Below are 18,163 nucleotides of genomic sequence, written 5' to 3'. Positions count from 1 at the left end.
CCACGTGCGACGCCATCCGACACCGCAGCCGCATGTGGACAAGTCAGACGACCGACTGACGAGCGACATAGCCTCCGGTCGACAACACCCGCCCGGCCTGGACACAGTGACGTGTCGAAGTGCACCCTCTGTTCGACCGGATCCTCACCCCATCCCGAACCACCCGCACCACGGAGGCATTGATGCCCATTCACTCCATCACCCGATCCACCTCCCGCACCGCCTATCGCGCGTCCCGATCCCCCGTCAGGTGGCGGAGCGCGCCCTTCCTCCTCACCCTCGTCGCCATCATCGCGGTGGGCCTCACGACCACCGGCGTCACGCCCGCGCACGCCGCGACCCACCAGACGGCACCGGCAGCAGCAGCGATCTCCCCCGCGCTCGCGGCATCCGTCCGAGCCGGCACCACGGAAGCCGACATCCGCTCCGGTCGCATCACCGTCGACCAGCTCGCGGATGCGGCGGAGGTCACCTCCGGAGCGGCCCGCGGGCTCTCGTCCGAGGCCCGTGCCGCGGAGCACGCCCAGCTCGTGCGCGAGACCGCGTCGGAGGTGGCGGAGCTCCGGCTCGCGCGTCCCGGACAGGCCTCGACGTCGATCCCGGTCGACGCCGACGCCTTCGGGCACCTCGTGGCGGGCACGACGTCCTCCATCGCGTCGGATCCCCTCGTGGCGTCGGACAGCTGGAAGTCGTTCTGGCACCACATCACCCACCCGTCCATCACCCTCAGCATCTCGCCCGCCGCGATGAGGCTCCTGGTAGCCGGGGCTGGCTCGTTCGACATCGGCGCGCTCTGCGCCCTGACCGGGGCGGTCGCGTGCGCCTTCATCGGGGCAGCGGGCTCGATGCTCATCACCTACCTCATGAACACCCCGTGCGTGTACAGCGGGATGTACTTCGTCCTGCCGTACTGGTGGAACAGCCGGTGCAAGTGACCCGCTGACCGGCGCACTGACCCGACCCGCCGCCCTGCGTCCCGCATCCCGCGGGCCGGAGGGCGGCGTGGGTCACCAGCGGAGCAGCAGCACGTCGGATCCGCCCTCGCGCCCCACGGGCACGAAGCCGAGCGACTCGTACAGCGCGCGGGCGCGGTCGTTGCCGTCCTCCACGCTGAGGCTCACGCCCGGGGCGCCGGACGCGCGGATTGCCTCGACGAGCGCCACGAGGATCGCCCGGCCGACGCCCCTGCCGCGCGCCGACGGGACCAGCGCCATGCCGAGCTCGGGGATGTCGGTCGCGACGAAGCCGTAGCCGCGGTCGTCGTCGGCGTAGAGCCGCGCCCACGCGGCGCCGACGGGTCGCCCGTCGGCCTCGGCGACCACGCCCACGTCGCCGGCGCGCGGCCAGCCGGACACGTAGTGCGCGAGCTCCGGGGTGGCGAGCATGCGCTCGCGGGTCATGGACCCGTCGTCGCGCCAGTCCATCGACGCCAGGAGCATGTCCTCCAGGAACGGCAGGTCGTCGGCGCGCGCCGGGCGGAGCGCCACGCCCCCGGATCCCGCGCCCGTCATCGCGCGGCCCCGTCCGCCGGGCCGTCCGCGGCCCCGTCCGCCGGGCCCGCTTCGCCGGACGCCGCCCCCGCCGCGACCACGCGCGACTCCAGCCAGCTGCGCAGGTCCGCGACCACCTCGTCGCGGTTCGTCTCGTTGTAGATCTCGTGCCGCGCGCCCGGGTAGACGATCAGCAGCACGTCGCTCAGGCGCGATCGCCTGCTGTAGTCGCGGGCGAGGAGCTGCATGCCGCGGCGGCCGCCGAGCGAGTCCTCCTCGCCGCCCTGGATCAGCACGGGCAGGTCGGTCGCGAGCTCCCGCGGCGGACGGCCCATGATCTGCACGGAGTCGCGCATCCGGTACGGCTTGAGCGCGTTGACGTCGAAGTTGCGGTCGTCGGCCCCGAACGCCCGCTGCGCCTCCGGATCCCGCGAGAGCCACTCGAAGCCGGACGCCGCCGGATGCCGCCAGCGCTTGTTGAGGTCGCCCGTGTTGATGACGCCGGAGCTGCTCGCTGACCAGCTGGATGCCGTCGAGCGCCGCCAGATGACGCCTCGGCCCCAGCACGCCGATGCCGAGATGGCCGAGACCCGTCGCGCCGTGCCCGCGGTGGTCGTCGGCCGCGACCGTGTACCCCGCGGCTACCCCGCGGCGTTGAGCTCGTGCGCGAGCCGGATGTAGCGCAGCGCGTGCTCGCCGACCCCGTGCGCGATGTGGACGACGGCCCGTGGGTTCTCCGCCTCCCACACGTAGTAGTGGAGGGTCACGCCCTCCGCGTCCACGATGGTGCGGTGGTCGGCTCCGCCGGTGGAGCGCTCGTCGTCGGGCATTGATCCAGACTAGGCGCGCCTGCGCGGGCCGCCCAGGCCGCGGATCAGGACTCGCGCGTGATCTCCACCCGCACGAACAGCTTCGACCGGAACGGCCCCGCGTAGATGCCGCGCAGCGGCGCGACGTCGCGGTAGTCGCGGCCGCGGCCGACGAGCACGTGCCGGTCGCCGATGTCGATGAGGTTCGTGGGATCCCAGCCGCGCCACTCGCCGCAGAACCACTCCACCCACGCGTGCGACTCGCCCGTGACGGTCTCGCCGACGGCCGCGTTCGGCTTCGGGTGCAGGTAGCCGCTGACGTAGCGCGCGGGGATCCCGACGTGCCGGAGAGCCCCGATGACGATGTGCGTGATGTCCTGGCAGACCCCGCGCCCCTGCTCCCACGCCTCGCGCGCGGTCGACTGCACGCTCGTGACGCCGGCCATGTACTCGACCCTCTCGCCGATCGCCCGCGCGATCTCCGCCGCCGCCTCGCACGGGGTGCCCGCGCCGCCCGCGATCTCCTCCGCGAGCGCCCGCACCTCCTCGTGCGGCTCGGTGCGGACGGTCTGCGCGACCTGCTCCACGTGCTCGGTGGCGCGCTGCACGTCCACCGCGAGGTCGTCCCAGCCGAGCTGGTGCGGCTCGTGCGTGCGCGGGCGGACCTCGACGAGGCTCGTCGCCGTGAGCTCGAGCGAGCGGTGCGGGCTCAGGATCTCGAACGACGAGACGCGCGTGCCGAAGTAGTCGACGTACGTGTGGTGCCCCGGCTTCGGCTGGATGTCGAGGTTCGAGTACAGGACGAACTGGTTCTCGCTCGACACGGGCAGCATGCGCGCCTCGTTGTAGGACGCGGTCACCTCGCCCTCGTAGTGGAATCCGGTCCGGTGGGTGATGCGCAGGCGGTTCACGAGTTCTCTCCGACCCAGCTGGGTGCCGCGTTGGTGGGGAAGTAGCGCTGGCGGACGGCCTCGCTGGTGGCGCTGGTGGCCTCCTGCACGGCGTCCATGAAGCGCGGGAGGTCGTCGAGGATCTCCTGGATCGGCCGGTACTCCAGCTCGCTCCGGATCTGCCCGAGCAGCCGCTGCGCCTGGTCGGACACCCCGAGGCGGTCGGTGCGCGGCTCGATGTCGTGCAGGCACTGCTCCGCGCGGCGGATCGAGTGCGTGATCGACCGCGGGAACAGCCGGTCGAGCAGCAGGAACTCCGCCGCGTTGCGCGCGCTCGGCACGCCGCGGTAGGTGCGGAGGTAGGCCTCGTAGGCGCCGCAGGAGCGGAGGATCGTGGTCCACGACGGGCCGCTCGCCTCGGTGAGGGCGCGCGTCGCGAGCAGGCGGGCCGTCATGTCGGCGCGCTCGATGGATCGGCCGAGCGTGAAGAACTGCCACGCCTCGTCGCGGCTCGTGCCCGACTCGACGAGCCCCACCGCGAGGGCCGAGCGCTCGCGCACCCAGCCGAAGAACTCGTGCACGCGGTCGTTCGCGATCTTCCTCGGCATGCGGGCGCGCGTCGTGTTGAGGCACTCCCAGAGCTCGCTCGAGACGATCTCGCGGGCGCGGCGGGCGTTCTCCCGCGCGGCGCCGAGCGAGTACGCGATGGACGCGGGCTGCGTGCGGTCCACCGCGAGGAGGGCGAGCACGTCGTCCCGGCCGAGGACGTCCTCGCTCGGCACGTCGCTGCCCATCACGCTGAGGAGGGAGCGGCAGGCGGTGTCCTCGTCGATCCACGGATCCTCCAGCAGCAGCTGCAGGTGCACGTCGAGGATGCGGGCGGTGCCGTCCGACCGCTCGATGTAGCGGCCGATCCAGAACAGCGACTCGGCGATGCGCGACAGCATGGGCATCAGCGGTCCCCCTCGGTGGTGTCGGCGTCGTCGGCGGTCGATGCTGCGGCGGGTGCGGCCGCCTGCTGCTGCTGCTCGTGCTGGTCGCGGTTCCGCGGCCGGTCGTGCGGCGACTGGTCGGGCGCCTTCTCCCCCGAGACGATCGGGATCGACGTGGTCACCGCGGCCTGGTCGGCCACGAGCGTCTGCACGCTGCGCTCGCGCGTGGCCGCGGGGAAGCCGGAGCCGCCGACGACCCAGGTGTCCTTGGATCCGCCGCCCTGGCTGCTGTTGACGACGAGCTGGCCCTCGGGGAGAGCGACGCGCGTGAGGCCGCCGGGCAGCACCCAGATGTCGCGACCGTCGTTGACAGCGAACGGGCGGAGGTCGGCGTGGCGGGGGCGCATGCCGTCCTCCACGAGCGTCGGGATGGTGCTGAGCTGCACGACGGGCTGCGCGATCCAGCCGCGCGGGTCCTTGAGGAGCCGCGCGCGCAGCTCGGCCAGCTCGCCCGCGCTGGCGGCGGGGCCGACCACGAGGCCCTTGCCGCCGGATCCGTCGACGGGCTTCACGACGAGCTCGGGCAGCCGGTCGAGCACCTCCTCGAGCGAGTCGGGCTCCTCGAGGCGCCAGGTGTCGACGTTCGGGATGATCGCGTCCTCGGCCAGGTAGTAGCGGATGAGGTCGGGCAGGTACGTGTAGACGAGCTTGTCGTCGGCGACGCCGTTGCCCACCGCGTTCGCGATGGTGACGTTGCCGAGGCGCGCGGCGAGCATGAGCCCGGGGGATCCGAGCATGGAGTCGGCGCGGAACTGCAGCGGATCCAGGAACTCGTCGTCGACGCGGCGGTAGATGACGTCGACGCGCATGGGGCCGCCCGTGGTGCGCATCCAGACGCGGCCGCCGGAGCAGAACAGGTCGCGGCCCTCGACGAGCTCGACGCCCATGAGGCGCGCGAGCAGCGTGTGCTCGAAGTAGGCGCTGTTGTAGACGCCGGGCGTGAGGACGACAACGTTGGGGTCCTCGACGCCGTCGGGCGCGCTCGCGCGGAGAGCCTGCAGGAGCTTGTTCGGGTAGTCGCCGACGGGGCGCACGCGCATCGAGACGAAGAGCTCGGGGAGCGTCTGCGCCATGACGCGGCGGTTCGAGATCACGTAGCTGACGCCGGACGGGACGCGCACGTTGTCCTCGAGGACGCGCATCTCGCCGGCCTCGTCGCGCACGAGGTCGATGCCCGAGACCTGGATGCGGACGCCGTTGGCCGGGTCGATGCCGGCGGCCTGGCGGTGGAAGTGGCTGGACGAGCTGATGAGGCGGGCGGGGATCACGCCGTCGCGGATCGCGCGCTGCGGCCCGTACACGTCGGCGAGGAACGCCTCGAGCGCCCGGACCCGCTGCGCGACGCCCTTCTCGAGGCGGCTCCACTCGGCCTGCTCGATGACGCGCGGCACGGCGTCGAGCGGGAACGGCCGCTCCTCGCCCGCGAAGTCGAACGTGACGCCCTGCGCGAGGTAGCTGGTGGCGAGCGCGTCGGTGCGGTCCTTCAGCTCCTCCTTGGTCATGCGGGAGAGGGCCGCGTGGATCTCGCGGTAGGCCGCCCGGGCGACGGCCGGCTCGCCCGCGACGGGCGGATCCCGGAACATCTCGTCGAACGGCATGGCGCCACCGGAGGCGCGGCGTGCGGCTGCGAGCGTGCCGTATCCCTCGAACAGATCACCCATGGTCGGGAGCGTAACGGGGGCGTGTGTCGGGGGTGTTACCGAGGCGCGGGGGCGCACATGGCCCCGCGGATCAGGCGTCGGTGCGCTTGAGGATGTGCGCGGGGATGGCGATGGACGCCGAGACGAGGAGGATGCCGGCGAAGAAGCTCAGCAGCTCGAAGCCCTCGATGTAGAACGCGAACGCGAACAGCGCCATGCCGCCCAGGAAGAGGGCGAACGCGATGATGAAAGCGACGATGTTCACGAGGGCACCTGATCCATTTTTGCGAGACGGGGGTCGACCGCCGCGCGGGGCGTGACGCGGTCACCGACGAGTCTACGAGATCGCGGCGCGGGCGTCGCGCGGCGGGGCGCCCCGGTCAGGTCACCGGGTCGGGCACCCGGCTCAGCGCGCGGCCTGCTCCGGGCGGATCCCGCCGGCCAGCGCCTGGTACGCGCGCTGCGGCCCGGGCGAGCGGGTGAGCGAGGCGGCGATGGCGTCGAGCCCGGCGCGCTGCATCCCCGACGGGTTCAGCAGCGCCTTGGCCGCCTGCCGCAGCTCGGTGACGGTCGCGACGTTCGGGGCCAGCGCGATCCCGAGCCCGGCGTCCTCGAGCGCCGCAGCGCCCGCGAACTGGTCGGTCGAGAGCGGCAGCACGAGCATCGGGACGCCCGCGGTCGCGGCCTCGGTGACGGAGTTGTTGCCGCCGTGCGTGACCGCGAGGTCGGCGTGGCCGAGCAGCGTCACCTGCGGGAGGAACGGACGGACGAGCCAGTCGGAGGGGATGTCGCCGAGCTCGGCCGGGTCGGTGGATCCGGTCGCGAGCGCCACGCGCACGTCGAGGTCGCGGAGGGCCGCCGCGATGCGGGCGAGCACGTCGCCGCGCACGGAGAGGAAGCTGCCGAGCGACACGTAGACGATGGGGTCGCCGCCGGCGTCGATCCAGCCCTGCACCTCGGCCTCGGGCGCCTCGCGCCGCACGGCCGAGCCGATGAAGGCGTGCGGCGGCAGCAGCTCCGAGCGGTCGAGGTCGTGCAGCTCCTCGGGGTAGTTGAGGAGGAGCACGTCGCCGGCCTCCGCGAACGCGTCGCGGCTCGGGCGCATCGAGGGCGCGAGGATCGCGAGGGCGTCGTTCCACTGCGCGGTGAAGCGGTCGCGCACGCGGACGCAGAGCGCGTGCAGCTCCTCGAGGTCCTCCTCCTCCGGCTCGAAGGCGGCGGGCCAGGCGGGCGGGAAGCCGTAGACCTCGTCGCCGACCGGCAGCGCGCTCGGGTGGCCGAGCACGACGTCCGCGTGGCGGGTGCCCGAGGCGAGGAGCGCGAGGCGGGCGCTGAAGGCGAGGTGGTCGACGATGACCTGGTCGGGGCGCACCTCGTCGAGGATCCGCTGCACGGCGCGCGCGGTCTCGACCGGCTCCCACAGCAGGTCGTCGCTGCGGGCCTCCGCCTGGAAGCGCAGGGTCTCGACCATGCCGCGGCGGGTGGCGGCGAAGAAGCCGCGGAGAGTGTCGTCCTCGCCGGTCGGCTGCTCCTCGGCCTTGATGGTGCCGGGGTTGGATCCGCGGCCGAGGCAGAGGTCGATGCGCTCGAAGCCGGAGGCCTCGACGATGCCGGCGGTCGCGGATCCGGTCGCCACGACCACGCGCTCGCCGGCCTGCTGCCAGGCCGACGCCAGGGTGATGAGCGGGAAGAGGTGGGACGCGTAGTCCGGGCTGATGACGAGCAGGGTCATGAGGCGCTGAGCTCCCAGAGGGTTCGGTCGTCGGCTGCGGCGACGTCGCGGTAGACGCGGGACAGGGTGCCCGCCATGGCCTGGATGGTGAAGGTGCGGGCGACCATGTCGCGGGCGCGGTCGGCGGCGGCGACCGCGCCGGGGCCCGCTGCGATGTCGAGCGCGCGGGCGATCCCGGTGCCGAGCGCCGCGGCATCCGTCGTGTCGACGAGGAGGCCGGTCACACCGTCCTCGACGTAGGTCGCGGGTCCGCCGGACGCGGGCGCCACGACGGGCAGGCCCATCGACATCGCCTCCAGGAGCGCGACGCCGAACTCCTCCTTGATGCTCGCGCACGCGTACGCGCCGCCCGGCGCGGTGAGCCCGGGGCGCCCGTAGCGGACGGCGGCGAGCCAGCGCGTGACGGTGTCGTTGCCGCGGTGTCCGGCGAGGAGGAGGCCGTGGCGGGCGGCGTCGGCGGGGCCGTCGGCTCCGGGGACCGCATCGAGGATCCGCGCCAGCTGCTCGCGCTCCTCCTGGGTCGGCTCGTCGAGGTCGCCGCCCACGATGAGCAGGTTGGCGCGGGACCGGAGCGGGGGATCCGCCGCCCAGACGTGCGCGAGCTGCGCCATGCCCTTGACGCGGGCGAGGCGGCCGACCGAGATGACGAGCGGGAGGCCGCGGCGCTCCTCGGGGAGGTCGCGCAGCAGGTCGTCGAGCTCGACGAAGGCACGGGCGGGCGCGCCGTCCGCGTCGGCGCCGAGCATGGCGTCGTCGCGCGAGCGCTCGATGGCGGCCACGTCGATGCCCTCGGCGACGACGCTGTGGCGCTCGGGGTGCGCGTCGACGTCGATGCCGACGAGCCGGCGCATGTCGCGCTTCAGCTCCGGGCGAGGGAAGAGGACGGTGTGCGCGGCGTCGGCGGCCAGGCGCTGCACGAGCCGCACGCGGAACCAGTAGTGCTCGCGCTCGTCGACGCCACCGAAGCGGTCGCGCGTGAGGGCGCCGGAGCGGTCGAGCGCGTCGACCACGCCGTACGGATCGGGCGCGACCGTGAAGACGACGGGGATGCCGAGCTCGCGCGCGACCGTGGAGGCGGCGAGCGTGCCGACGTCGGCCATGCGCAGGTGAACGGCGTCGACGCGGCCCGCGGCGCGCAGCACGCGGCGGATCCCCCGCTCGGCCTCGACCCGGTGCGGCCACGCCTCGGGCAGCGAGCGCGGGCCGCCGAGCATCGGGATGTGGGCGAAGACGTGGCCGTCGTCGCCGGCGGCGACGCGGGCGAGGGATCCGAGGGCCTGGTCGGGCGTGCCGCGGGAGAGGGTGATGACGCGGTCGACGGGGCGGTCGGCGGCAGCGAGCGGGTCGCCCGAGGCGGCGATGCGCGCGGCGTCCGGGTGCGCGCCGGCGGCGGCCGCGGGATCCACGAGCGCGTCGCCCAGCCGCACGAGCAGCGTCGCGATGCCGCCGTTGTCGCCCGCACCCACGTGCGTGAGGCCCGCGTCGATGTCGGCGTGCAGGAAGAGCTGGACCACCGTGAGGCCCGGGCGCGCGGGTGGCGCGACGCGGGATCCGCGGTCGCCGTCGCGCCGCGCGATGTCGAGCACGGCGAGGCGCGCGACCGCGGCCACCTCGTCGTCTCCGCGCGCGATGTCGGCGACCAGGGCCGCGATGGCCTCGCCCGCGGGCCGGTCACCGAGGGCAGCCACCGCGGCGGAGCGGGTGAGCGGGCCCTCGGCCACGGCGGGGGCGATGCGGAGGAGCACGCGCTCGGGGATCCGGCCGGGCACGAGGCCGACGGTCTCCACGAGGCGCGACCGGGCGTCGTCGCCCTGCACGCCGAGCAGCGCGTTCTCGAGCGCCAGCGCGACGTGCTCGGGCGTCGAGGCAGCCCACTGCTGCAGGGTGCGCTGCGCGAGCATGCCGGGGAAGCCGCCCTCGACGACCATCGCGACGAGGCCCGAGACCGCGTCGAAGCGCGGCAGGCGGGTGCCGAACGCCCAGGCCGCGTGCTCGCGGATCCACCGGGTGTCGTGGTCGAGGAGCGCGACGAGCGCGTGGTCGGCGGCCTCGTCGAAGACCTGGGCGAGCGCGTGGATGGCGGCGACGGCGGTGAGCTGGTCGGCGGGGTCGGCGGCGGCGCGGGCGAGCAGGCGCACCGCGCGTCCGCCGCCGTCGCGGCTGGCGGCGACCGTGAGCTCGTCGGCCTCCTGCATCACGTCGAGGATGCGCGCGGCCTGCGCGACCTGGTCGAGGCTCGTCTGGATCCCCATGCTCGTGCCCCTTCTCGGGTCGGTGCTCCTCGTGACGGGACGCGCCGCACGCGGGGGCGTCCGCCCCCGGGACAGCCTCCCGGCCCTCGCGAGTATTCCCCAGTCCGCTGCGAGAACCCAACCGCGCGCCCGGGACGGCCACCGGCCCGGGTGACCCGCGACCCCGCGCGTACGCTGGCGAGCATGCCCCGCCCCGCGACGACGCCCCCGCAGATCCGCTTCGGCATCGTGGGGAGCGGCTGGCGCAGCGCCTTCTTCCTGCGCATCGCGCGCGCCCTCCCGGAGCGCTTCGCCGTGTCCGGGCTCGTGACCCGCAGCGCCGACACCGGCCGCGCGCTCGAGGAGGAGTGGGGGATCCGCACCTTCCGCACCGCGGCCGAGCTGCTCGCCGCCGAGGCGCCGTCGTTCGTCGTCGTCTCCGTGCCGCGGACCGCCGCGCCCGACGTGATCGCCGACCTGGTCGACCGCGGCGTCGCCGTGCTCACCGAGACGCCGCCGGGCGAGACCGTCGCGGACCTCGAGCGGCTCGACGCGCTCGTGAAGCAGGGCGCGCGGATCGAGGTGGCCGAGCAGTACCCGCTCTCGCCGCTGCTCGCCGCGCAGCTGGCGATCGCCGCCGGCGGTCGGCTCGGGCGGATCAGCCAGGCGACCGTCGCGCAGTGCCACGACTACCACGGCGTCCGCGTGATGCGCCGGGCGCTCGGCATCGGGTTCGAGGACGCCACCATCACGGCGCAGCGCTTCTCGTCACCGCTCGTGGCCGGGCCCGACCGTGACGGGGATCCCGTGCGCGAGGAGGTCGTGACGGCCGTGCAGACCACCGCGCGCTTCGACTTCGGCGACCGCCTCGGCGTCTACGACTTCGCCGACCGGCAGTACTTCTCGTGGATCCGCCGCAACCGGCTCCTCGTCCGCGGCGAGCGCGGCGAGATCGTCGACGAGCACGTGAGCTGGCTCCTCGACGCGACGACGCCGACGTGGGCCGACATCACGCGGATCGAGACCGGGCAGGGCGGCAACCTCGAGGGCCACCACCTGCGCGGTCTGCTGCTCGGATCCGAGTGGGTCTACGAGAACCCGTTCGCGCCCGGCCGCCTCGCGGACGACGAGATCGCCGTCGCGCAGTGCCTCGTCGAGATGCACGCGCACGCGGCCGGCGGCCCGTCCACCAACTCGCTCGCCGAGGCGTCGCAGGACCACCACCTCGCGCTCCTCATGCACGAGGCCGCGACCACCGGGCAGCCCGTCCGCAGCACGCGGCGGGCGTGGGCGGACTGACGTGCTCCGGCGCCGGCGCGGGTTCGGCGGGCCGCCTCAGCCCGCCAGGTGCCGTCGGATCGCCTCGACGCCGACCTCCACCTCGCGGAACGACGTGGTGAGCGGGCTGAGCCCGAGGCGGAGGCCCGACGGCGCGCGGAAGTCGGGGATCACGCCCTCTTCCCACAGCGCGCCGACGATGTCGCGGAAGCGCGGGTGGTCGACGCTCACGTGGCTGCCGCGGCGGTCCTCGTCGCGCGGGCTCGCGACGCGCGCGCCGAGGGGCACGAGGTCGCGCTCGACGAGGTCGAGGGCGAAGCCGGTGAGCGCGAGCGACTTGGCGCGGATCGCGGGCATGCCCGCCTCCTCGATGAGCGCGATCATGTCCTGCATCGCGAGCATGCCGACGATGGGCGGCGTGCCGCTGAGGAAGCGGCGGATCCCGTCGGCCGGCTCGTACACAGGCCCCATCGCGAAGACGTCGCGCGCGCCCATCCAGCCCTGGATCGGCTGCCGCAGCTCCTGCTGGAGGTCGCGACGCACGTAGCCGTGCGCGGGCGCGCCGGGCCCACCGTCGAGGTACTTGTAGCTGCAGCCGACCGCGAGGTCGACGCCCCACGCGTCGAGCTCGGTGGGGACCACGCCGACGGAGTGGCAGGTGTCCCAGAGCACGAGCGCGCCGGCGTCGTGCACGATGTGCGTGATCCCCGGCACGTCCGCGAGGAACCCCGAGCGGTACGCGACCTGGCTGAGCACGACGAGCGCGGTCCGCTCCCCCACGGCCTCGGCGACGAGATCCGGCGTGACCCCGGCGTCGGGCGCGACCTCGATCCACCGGATCGTCATGCCGCACTCCTCGGCGACGCCCTCGAGCACGAAGCGGTCGGTCGGGAAGTTGTCGGTGTCGATCACGAGCTCGTCGCGGCCGGGGCGCGCGCGGACGGCCGCGCGGACGAGCTTGTAGAGGATCACGGTGGTCGAGTCGCCGATGAACGTCTGGCCGGCCGCCGCGCCGAGCGTGACGCGGCCGAGGTCGTCGCCGATGCGCGTCGGCATCGCGAGCCAGTCCTCGTCCCAGCCGCGGATGAGGCGGCCGCCCCACTGGTCGCGCACGAAGGACGCGACGCGGTCGACGCTCGCGCGGGTCGGCCGGCCGAGCGAGTTGCCGTCGAGGTAGGCGACCACGTCGTCGGCCTCGACGAACAGGTCGCGGAACCGCGCGAGCGGGTCACGCGCGTCGAGCTCGGCGGCTGGCGGGATCGGGCGGGTGGCGGGGGCGTCGGGTGTCACCTCCGCAGCCTACGAGCCCAGCCGGAAGACGATGCGAGCCGTGGCACCCGGAGGTGCCACGGCTCTCGAGCTCCGTCGCTACTGGGCGGCGAAGTAGTACGGGTCGGCGAGGATGCCGGGTCTGACGGCCCAGGTCCCTGCGGCCGCATCCGCGGTGGGGATGGCGATGACGACGTTGCCAGTCCCCGAAGCCCCGGGGAACAGCTCGTTGATCGAGTCGAACTGCGGCTCGGGGGCGACGGCGAAGGAGTCGGACGTGGTGTGCGTCGTGCCTGCCGCGGAGACGTACTCGACGCCGATCTCGAACATCGGGCTGGCCGACTCGGTACCCACGTACTTCACCGTGACGGGCACCATCGCGTACTGCGTACCGGCGGGAGCGGGATCGTTGAACATGTTCTCGGACGTGACCGCCGCGTTGGCATCGAGGACGGGAGCGCCGAGCGTGACCTCCCACTCAGGGGATCCACCGGAGAGACCCGTCACGACCGTGCCGATGGGAGCGGGGTTCTCCCGTGTCCCGACGGCCGGGCCAGCCTCCTCCTCGGTCTCGTCCAGCGGAGCCGCGGAAGACCGAGAGCCGCCCTCGCTCCGCGGAAGGCTCTCGGAGACGGCTGCCGCGAACCCGACGGTGTAGACGACCGCGAGGATGACGCTGAGGACGAGCGCCAAGACGCCAACGATCAAGCCAGCCAGAGCGAGCGGCTTCCCCGCCTTGTGCCGCGCCAGCGCCACGATGGCGAGGACGATGGCGACGATCGCGGGGATGAAGACCACGTAGTTGAGGAACGGGATGAAGGCCCCGAGGAAGGCGACGATCGAGACGATGAGGGACGCGATGGCGAGGCCCTTCCCGCCGGAGGGGCCCGCGGGAGCGGCAGGCGCGTAGGGAGTCGCGTACCCGCCCTCGGGTGCGGGAGGGGGTGCGGGGTAGGAGTGCTGTTCGGGGGTCGAGTTCGGGTCTCGTGCGTCGGTCATGGGCACTTCTTACTAGAGCGACGGCGGCCGACAGCCCCGAAAGGGCCTCCTGCACCGCGAACTGGGGCCACCGATCAAGCGCTTCGTACCCTGTGGGCGGCCCGTCGGCACCACGTGCTCGCGAAGACGCCCCGAGAGCGGCTTGCCCGAACGAGGTATCAGCCGGCCCGGAAGTAGTAGGCGTCCGCGATCATCCCCGGAGCCGTGGCCCAGAGGCCGTCGGCGGCGCCGTCGATCGGGATCTCGATGACCACGTTCCCGGTCGCGGTGCCCTGCGGCTCGAGCAGCTCCTCGTTGTCCGTGAAGGCGGGCGCCGGCGCGAGCGCGAAGCTGTCCGCCGCGGAGTACTGCGAGCCGTCCGCGGCGAGGAACCCGACAGCCAGCTCGGACAGCGGATCGCCCTCGGTCGTTCCGAGGTAGGTGGCCGTGACCGGCACCACCGCGTACTGCATGCCGTCCGCGGGCGGCGGGTTCCCCTCCTCTGCCGCGAGCACCGCGGCCGTGGCGTCGAGGATCGGCGTGCCCAGCGTGACCTGCCACTCGGGCCCGTCGATCCCGTCACCCGTGACCGGGGTGCCGATGGGGAGCGGGTCGTCGGGGCTCGTGCCGGGGAGGGCGGTGGCGTCGTCGTCGCCGGAGGTCGGCTCCGGGCTCGCGAAGCCGGAGCCGGGGTCCGCGGTCTCGATGGCGTCGGAGACCGAGCTCACGAAAGCGAACGTGTAGACGAGCGCCAGCACGATGCTGAGGACGAAGCCGACGACGCCGAGGATGAGGCCCGCCAGCGCCAGCGGCTTGCCGTCCGTCCGCCGGGCGAGCGAGACGATGGCCAGCACCACGGCCACCAGCGCGGGCACGGCTGTGACGTAGTTGAGGACCGGGATGAACGCGCCCACGAATCCGGCGATGCCCACGACCAGCGCCGCGATGGCGAGGCCCTTGCCGCCGCGGGGACGCGGCGGCTGACCGGAGACGTAGGGCGGGGCGGCGGGCGGCGCGTAGCCGGGACCTGACGGTGCGCTGCCGGGGCCGGGGCCGGACGGCGCGTAGCCGGGGCCGGGCGCTGCTGCGCCGGCCGCTGCCCCTGCGCCCGTCGGATCGGCCGGGTCGTATGCGGCTGCGGCGTCTCCGGACGCAGAGCGTCCGGCCGGCGGCGCGGGCGGCGCCGGGTGCGCGGCGGGCATCGGCGGAGCATCCGCGGTGGTCCGGGCGTCGGTCCCGTCGGTCGGCGTCGGCGTCGCGGGCGCGGACGCAGGCGCGCCGGCGGGCGCGGCCGGACCGTAGGGGCTGACGGGATCCGCCGCCGCGGAGCCCGCCTCGCCCGCCTCCCCGTGGCCCGGGCCCTCGCCCCGCGGCTCGTCGGGGTGGGGTCCGTCGGTCCGGTCGGGGTCGCGGTCATCGCTCATGTGACGTTCCTAGCGGAGGGGACGATCCCCGCGGCAGGGCTGCGGGCGATCCGCCCCGAAATGGGGGCGGACCGCACGACGGGCGTCCCGCCGCCGCGCGAGCGGGACCCGCGCCGAGGTCCGTTAACCTCGGGGCGTGCCCCAGCCCGCGTGGACCCCCGACGGCCCCGACCTCGTGATCCACGCGGAGAACCTCCAGGCCGTGCGCGCGCTCCCCGACGGCGCCTTCCAGCTCATCTACCTGGATCCGCCGTTCAACACCGGACGCACGCAGGAGCGGCAGAACCTCACCGTGACGCGCACGCCGGATCCGGATCCGGCCGCCGACGCCGACCCGGCCGCCGACCCGGCCGCTGACGCCGACCCGAACACCGACCCGGCCGTTGACGCCGACCCCGACGCCGCACCCGACACCGCCCCGCCCGCCCTCGCCCCCGCGAGCACCGCCACCCCCGAGCCGGCCCGTCCGCCGGGCGCGCGCCTCGGGTTCCACGGCCGCAGCTACAACTCCGTGAAGGGGATGCTCTACGGCTTCGACGACTCCTTCGCCGACTACTGGGACTTCCTCGAGCCGCGCCTCATCGAGGCGTGGCGCCTCCTGGATCCCACCGGCACCCTCTACCTGCACCTCGACTACCGCGAGGTCCACTACGCCAAGGTCGTGCTCGACGCGCTCTTCGGCCGACGCTCGTTCCTCAACGAGATCGTGTGGGCCTACGACTACGGCGCGAAGTCGCGCCGCCGCTGGCCCGCCAAGCACGACACGATCCTCGTCTACGTGAAGGACCCGCTCCGCTACCGCTTCGACTCCGAGGGGGTCGACCGCGAGCCCTACATGGCGCCGGGACTCGTGACCCCGGAGAAGCGCGAGCGCGGCAAGCTGCCGACGGACGTCTGGTGGCACACGATCGTCTCCCCCACCGGCCGCGAGAAGACGGGCTACGCGACCCAGAAGCCCCTGGGCGTGCTGCGCCGCATCGTGCAGGCGTCGAGCCGGCCCGGCGACTGGGTGCTCGACTTCTTCGCCGGATCCGGCACCACGGGCGCCGCCGCCCGCGAGCTCGGCCGCCGCTTCGTACTGGTGGACGAGAACCCGCAGGCCGTCGAGGTGATGCGCGCGCGGCTCACGGGCGGCGGCACGGTCTTCGTCGGCCAGGACGAGGATCCGCCCGTCGGCTGATCGCCGATCGCTCGCCTACCCCTGCTGCGCGAGCGCGAACGGCAGCACGCGCGTGGCCCCGGCCTTCCGCAGCAGGCGGCCGGCGACCGTGAGCGTCCAGCGGGTGTCGACCAGGTCGTCCACGAGGAGCACCGGACGCGGATCCGCCGCGAGGTCGTCGGCGAGGTGCGCCGGCACGGCGAAGCGCGGGTGCACCCGGCCCAGCCGGTAGACGCTGTTGCCGCGCGCGGCGCCCGGTGCTCCCGGATCCACGAGCTCGAGCGACCCGAGGAACGGCAGCCGCCCCACCTCCGCGATGCGCTGGGCGAGGCTCGCGACGAGCTGCGGCCGTCCGGCGGAGGGCACGTGCACGACGGCCCGGGGGCGCTCCGCCCAGCCCCACTCCGCGAGCACGCGCACGCAGGCCGCGACGAGCGCGTCGTCCACGGGGGCGTCCTCCGCGCCGGAGGCGAAGACCGTGCGCAGGCGGCCGCCCCAGCCGAGGTCGGTGAGCCGGGCGAGGGCACGGCCCTCGTCGACCTGCTCTCCGGCCGCGATGGCGCCGCTGAGCGGCACGCCCACGCTGGACGCGCCCGTGGGCCAGCGCAGCCGCGGCTCGATCGGGAGCCCCACCCGGTCGAGCGCCTGCGAGGCGGTGGCCGACGCCTGCTGGTCCAGCGACGCCGGGTACCACGCGCCGGCGCACCGGTCGCAGCGCCCGCAGGGAGCCGCGGTGTCGTCGTCGAGCTGGCGCTGCAGGAACTCCATCCGGCAGCCGAGCGTGGTCTCGTAGTCGAGCATCGCCTGCTGCTCGCGCACGCGGGCGGCGGCGACCTGCTCGCACCTGGCGCGGTCGTAGACCCACGGGACGCCCGTCGCCGACCAGCCCGAGGTGTCCCGGCGCACGGCCCCGTCGACGTCGAGCACCTTCAGCAGGAGGTCGAGCCGGCTCCGCGACAGGCTGACCCGCGACTCGAGCGCGGGCACCGACAGCGGGCGGTCGCTCTCGCCGAGCGCCTGGATGACGGCGGCGGCCTGCTGCTCGTCCGGCATGGAGGCCGTGGCGAAGTACTGCCAGATGTCGGGGTCCTCGCGGCCGGGCAGGAGCAGCACGTCCGCGTCGGCGGATCCGCGCCCCGCGCGCCCGACCTGCTGGTAGTAGGAGACGGGCGACGACGGCGCGCCGAGGTGCACCACGAACCCGAGGTCGGGCTTGTCGAAGCCCATGCCGAGCGCGCTCGTGGCGACGAGCGCCTTGACCTCGTTGCGCTGCAGCTCGCCCTCGGCCTGCTCGCGGTCGGCCGGGTCGTCACGCCCCGTGTAGGCCTTGACCGCGTGACCGGCGTCGCGCAGCAGCCGCGCGGTGTCCTGCGCGGCCGAGACGGTGAGCGCGTAGATGATGCCGCTGCCGGGCAGCTCGTCGAGGTGGCTGAGGAGCCAGCCGAGCCGGTCGCGGCTGTTCTCCAGCCGCAGCACGCCGAGCCGGAGCGACCGCCGGGCGAGCGGCCCGCGGATGGTGACCACGGGCACGCGCTCGGTCTCGACGACGCCCGCGCCGGCGGATCCGACGCTCAGCTGCTCCTCGACGTCCGCCACCACGCGCGAGTTCGCGGTGGCGGTGGTGGCGAGCACGGGCACGCGCTCGTCGACCGAGGAGATGAGGTCGCGGAGGCGCCGGTAGTCGGGCCGGAAGTCGTGGCCCCAGTCGGAGATGCAGTGCGCCTCGTCGACCACGAGGAGGCCGAGCCGGGCGCGCAGCGCGGGCAGCTGCTCGTCGCGGAAGCGCGGGTTGTTGAGGCGCTCGGGCGACACGAGGAGGAGGTCGACCTCGTCCGCGTCGAGCGCGCGCAGCAGGTCGTCCCACTCGTGGGCGTTGCTCGAGTTCATGGCGACCGCGCGCACGCCGACGCGACGGCCCGCGGCGACCTGGTCGCGCATGAGCGCGAGGAGCGGCGAGACGAGGAGCGTCGGCCCGAGCCCCTGCTGGCGGAGGAGCAGGGTGGCGACGAAGTAGACGGCCGACTTGCCCCATCCGGTGCGCTGCACGACGAGGGCGCGGGAGCGGTCCTGCACGAGCGCCTCGAAGGCCTCGAACTGCCCGTCGTGGAAGTCGGCACCCGCGACGCCGACGAGCCGGGAGAGGTGCTCACGAGCGGCGGACCGCAGGTCGGAGGTCGGAGCGGACGAGGTCGCAGCGGAGGAGGGTGGCGTCGCGGTGTCGGGCATGCGGCCATGCTCCCATCCGCCCCCGACCGCGACCTCCCGAGGCGA

16 protein-coding genes are annotated in these 18,163 nt (G+C 74.2%); 3 read left to right on the top strand and 13 right to left on the bottom strand.

Annotated elements, in window-relative coordinates; all coding sequences use genetic code 11:
* The first annotated feature begins 182 nt into the window (after window positions 1–182).
* Window positions 183–935 (top strand): hypothetical protein, encoded by a 753-nt coding sequence (locus tag CMS_RS01290; protein ID WP_041464282.1) that lies wholly within the window; start codon window positions 183–185, stop codon window positions 933–935.
* A 72-nt stretch (window positions 936–1,007) separates the two neighbouring features.
* On the opposite strand, the gene CMS_RS01285 is transcribed toward CMS_RS01290, so the two are convergent.
* From CMS_RS01285 to CMS_RS01250, 9 genes are all read right to left on the bottom strand, one after another.
* Window positions 1,008–1,487 carry a GNAT family N-acetyltransferase gene (locus CMS_RS01285; RefSeq protein WP_223842760.1) on the bottom strand — a complete coding sequence of 160 codons (480 nt, stop codon included), beginning with the start codon at window positions 1,485–1,487 and terminating at the stop codon, window positions 1,008–1,010.
* A 20-nt stretch (window positions 1,488–1,507) separates the two neighbouring features.
* Entirely contained in the window at window positions 1,508–1,987 is a 480-nt protein-coding gene (locus CMS_RS17640) for a serine aminopeptidase domain-containing protein (protein WP_223842759.1), read from the bottom strand.
* 144 nt (window positions 1,988–2,131) lie between these two features.
* Window positions 2,132–2,320 (bottom strand): alpha/beta fold hydrolase, encoded by a 189-nt coding sequence (locus CMS_RS18115; RefSeq protein WP_269843552.1) that lies wholly within the window; start codon window positions 2,318–2,320, stop codon window positions 2,132–2,134.
* A gap of 44 nt (window positions 2,321–2,364) precedes the next feature.
* Entirely contained in the window at window positions 2,365–3,210 is an 846-nt protein-coding gene (locus CMS_RS01275) for a transglutaminase family protein (protein WP_012297731.1), read from the bottom strand.
* Window positions 3,207–4,136 (bottom strand): alpha-E domain-containing protein, encoded by a 930-nt coding sequence (locus CMS_RS01270; protein ID WP_041464281.1) that lies wholly within the window; start codon window positions 4,134–4,136, stop codon window positions 3,207–3,209. Before CMS_RS01270 ends, CMS_RS01275 begins: the two co-directional genes overlap by 4 nt.
* A 5-nt stretch (window positions 4,137–4,141) precedes the next feature.
* Window positions 4,142–5,842: a circularly permuted type 2 ATP-grasp protein gene (locus tag CMS_RS01265; protein ID WP_012297730.1), complete on the bottom strand. Its 1,701-nt coding sequence runs from the start codon at window positions 5,840–5,842 to the stop codon at window positions 4,142–4,144.
* A 70-nt stretch (window positions 5,843–5,912) separates the two neighbouring features.
* On the bottom strand, window positions 5,913–6,086 hold the full coding sequence (locus tag CMS_RS17445; protein ID WP_012297729.1) for a hypothetical protein: 174 nt from the start codon (window positions 6,084–6,086) through the stop codon (window positions 5,913–5,915).
* A 141-nt stretch (window positions 6,087–6,227) separates the two neighbouring features.
* Entirely contained in the window at window positions 6,228–7,553 is a 1,326-nt protein-coding gene (locus CMS_RS01255) for a nucleotide disphospho-sugar-binding domain-containing protein (protein WP_012297728.1), read from the bottom strand.
* On the bottom strand, window positions 7,550–9,805 hold the full coding sequence (locus CMS_RS01250) for a glycosyltransferase (RefSeq protein ID WP_012297727.1): 2,256 nt from the start codon (window positions 9,803–9,805) through the stop codon (window positions 7,550–7,552). The genes CMS_RS01255 and CMS_RS01250 overlap by 4 nt, the downstream gene beginning before the upstream one ends.
* A gap of 183 nt (window positions 9,806–9,988) precedes the next feature.
* On the opposite strand from CMS_RS01250, the gene CMS_RS01245 reads away from it, so the two are divergent.
* Window positions 9,989–11,083: a Gfo/Idh/MocA family oxidoreductase gene (locus tag CMS_RS01245; RefSeq protein WP_012297726.1), complete on the top strand. Its 1,095-nt coding sequence runs from the start codon at window positions 9,989–9,991 to the stop codon at window positions 11,081–11,083.
* A gap of 36 nt (window positions 11,084–11,119) precedes the next feature.
* On the opposite strand, the gene CMS_RS01240 is transcribed toward CMS_RS01245, so the two are convergent.
* From CMS_RS01240 to CMS_RS01230, 3 genes are all read right to left on the bottom strand, one after another.
* Complete coding sequence (locus CMS_RS01240) at window positions 11,120–12,352, bottom strand: kynureninase (protein WP_012297725.1); 1,233 nt, start codon at window positions 12,350–12,352, stop codon at window positions 11,120–11,122.
* Window positions 12,353–12,430: 78 nt separating this feature from the next.
* Entirely contained in the window at window positions 12,431–13,330 is a 900-nt protein-coding gene (locus CMS_RS01235; RefSeq protein WP_041464280.1) for a DUF4190 domain-containing protein, read from the bottom strand.
* A 158-nt stretch (window positions 13,331–13,488) separates the two neighbouring features.
* On the bottom strand, window positions 13,489–14,733 hold the full coding sequence (locus CMS_RS01230) for a DUF4190 domain-containing protein (protein ID WP_012297723.1): 1,245 nt from the start codon (window positions 14,731–14,733) through the stop codon (window positions 13,489–13,491).
* Window positions 14,734–14,869: 136 nt separating this feature from the next.
* Between CMS_RS01230 and CMS_RS01225 the strand changes: the two genes are divergently transcribed.
* Complete coding sequence (locus CMS_RS01225; protein ID WP_041464279.1) at window positions 14,870–15,913, top strand: DNA-methyltransferase; 1,044 nt, start codon at window positions 14,870–14,872, stop codon at window positions 15,911–15,913.
* 15 nt (window positions 15,914–15,928) lie between these two features.
* Here CMS_RS01225 and CMS_RS01220 read toward each other — a convergent pair whose 3' ends face one another.
* Window positions 15,929–18,118 carry a RecQ family ATP-dependent DNA helicase gene (locus CMS_RS01220; RefSeq protein ID WP_012297721.1) on the bottom strand — a complete coding sequence of 730 codons (2,190 nt, stop codon included), beginning with the start codon at window positions 18,116–18,118 and terminating at the stop codon, window positions 15,929–15,931.
* Window positions 18,119–18,163 lie beyond the last annotated feature (45 nt).

The sequence above is a fragment of the Clavibacter sepedonicus genome (assembly GCF_000069225.1).
Lineage (GTDB): Bacteria > Actinomycetota > Actinomycetes > Actinomycetales > Microbacteriaceae > Clavibacter > Clavibacter sepedonicus.
This window is presented reverse-complemented; position numbering and strand designations above follow the sequence as displayed.

Excerpts from the sequence above, each read along its gene's own strand:
- CMS_RS18115 (WP_269843552.1), bottom strand. The coding sequence starts at position 2,320 with ATGCCCGACGACGAGCGCTCCACCGGCGGAGCCGACCACCGCACCATC.
- CMS_RS01270 (WP_041464281.1), bottom strand. The coding sequence starts at position 4,136 with ATGCTGTCGCGCATCGCCGAGTCGCTGTTCTGGATCGGCCGCTACATC.
- CMS_RS01290 (WP_041464282.1), top strand. The coding sequence starts at position 183 with ATGCCCATTCACTCCATCACCCGATCCACCTCCCGCACCGCCTATCGC.
- CMS_RS01220 (WP_012297721.1), bottom strand. The coding sequence starts at position 18,118 with ATGCCCGACACCGCGACGCCACCCTCCTCCGCTGCGACCTCGTCCGCT.
- CMS_RS01255 (WP_012297728.1), bottom strand. The coding sequence starts at position 7,553 with ATGACCCTGCTCGTCATCAGCCCGGACTACGCGTCCCACCTCTTCCCG.
- CMS_RS01230 (WP_012297723.1), bottom strand. The coding sequence starts at position 14,733 with ATGAGCGATGACCGCGACCCCGACCGGACCGACGGACCCCACCCCGAC.
- CMS_RS01245 (WP_012297726.1), top strand. The coding sequence starts at position 9,989 with ATGCCCCGCCCCGCGACGACGCCCCCGCAGATCCGCTTCGGCATCGTG.
- CMS_RS01250 (WP_012297727.1), bottom strand. The coding sequence starts at position 9,805 with ATGGGGATCCAGACGAGCCTCGACCAGGTCGCGCAGGCCGCGCGCATC.
- CMS_RS01235 (WP_041464280.1), bottom strand. The coding sequence starts at position 13,330 with ATGACCGACGCACGAGACCCGAACTCGACCCCCGAACAGCACTCCTAC.
- CMS_RS01265 (WP_012297730.1), bottom strand. The coding sequence starts at position 5,842 with ATGGGTGATCTGTTCGAGGGATACGGCACGCTCGCAGCCGCACGCCGC.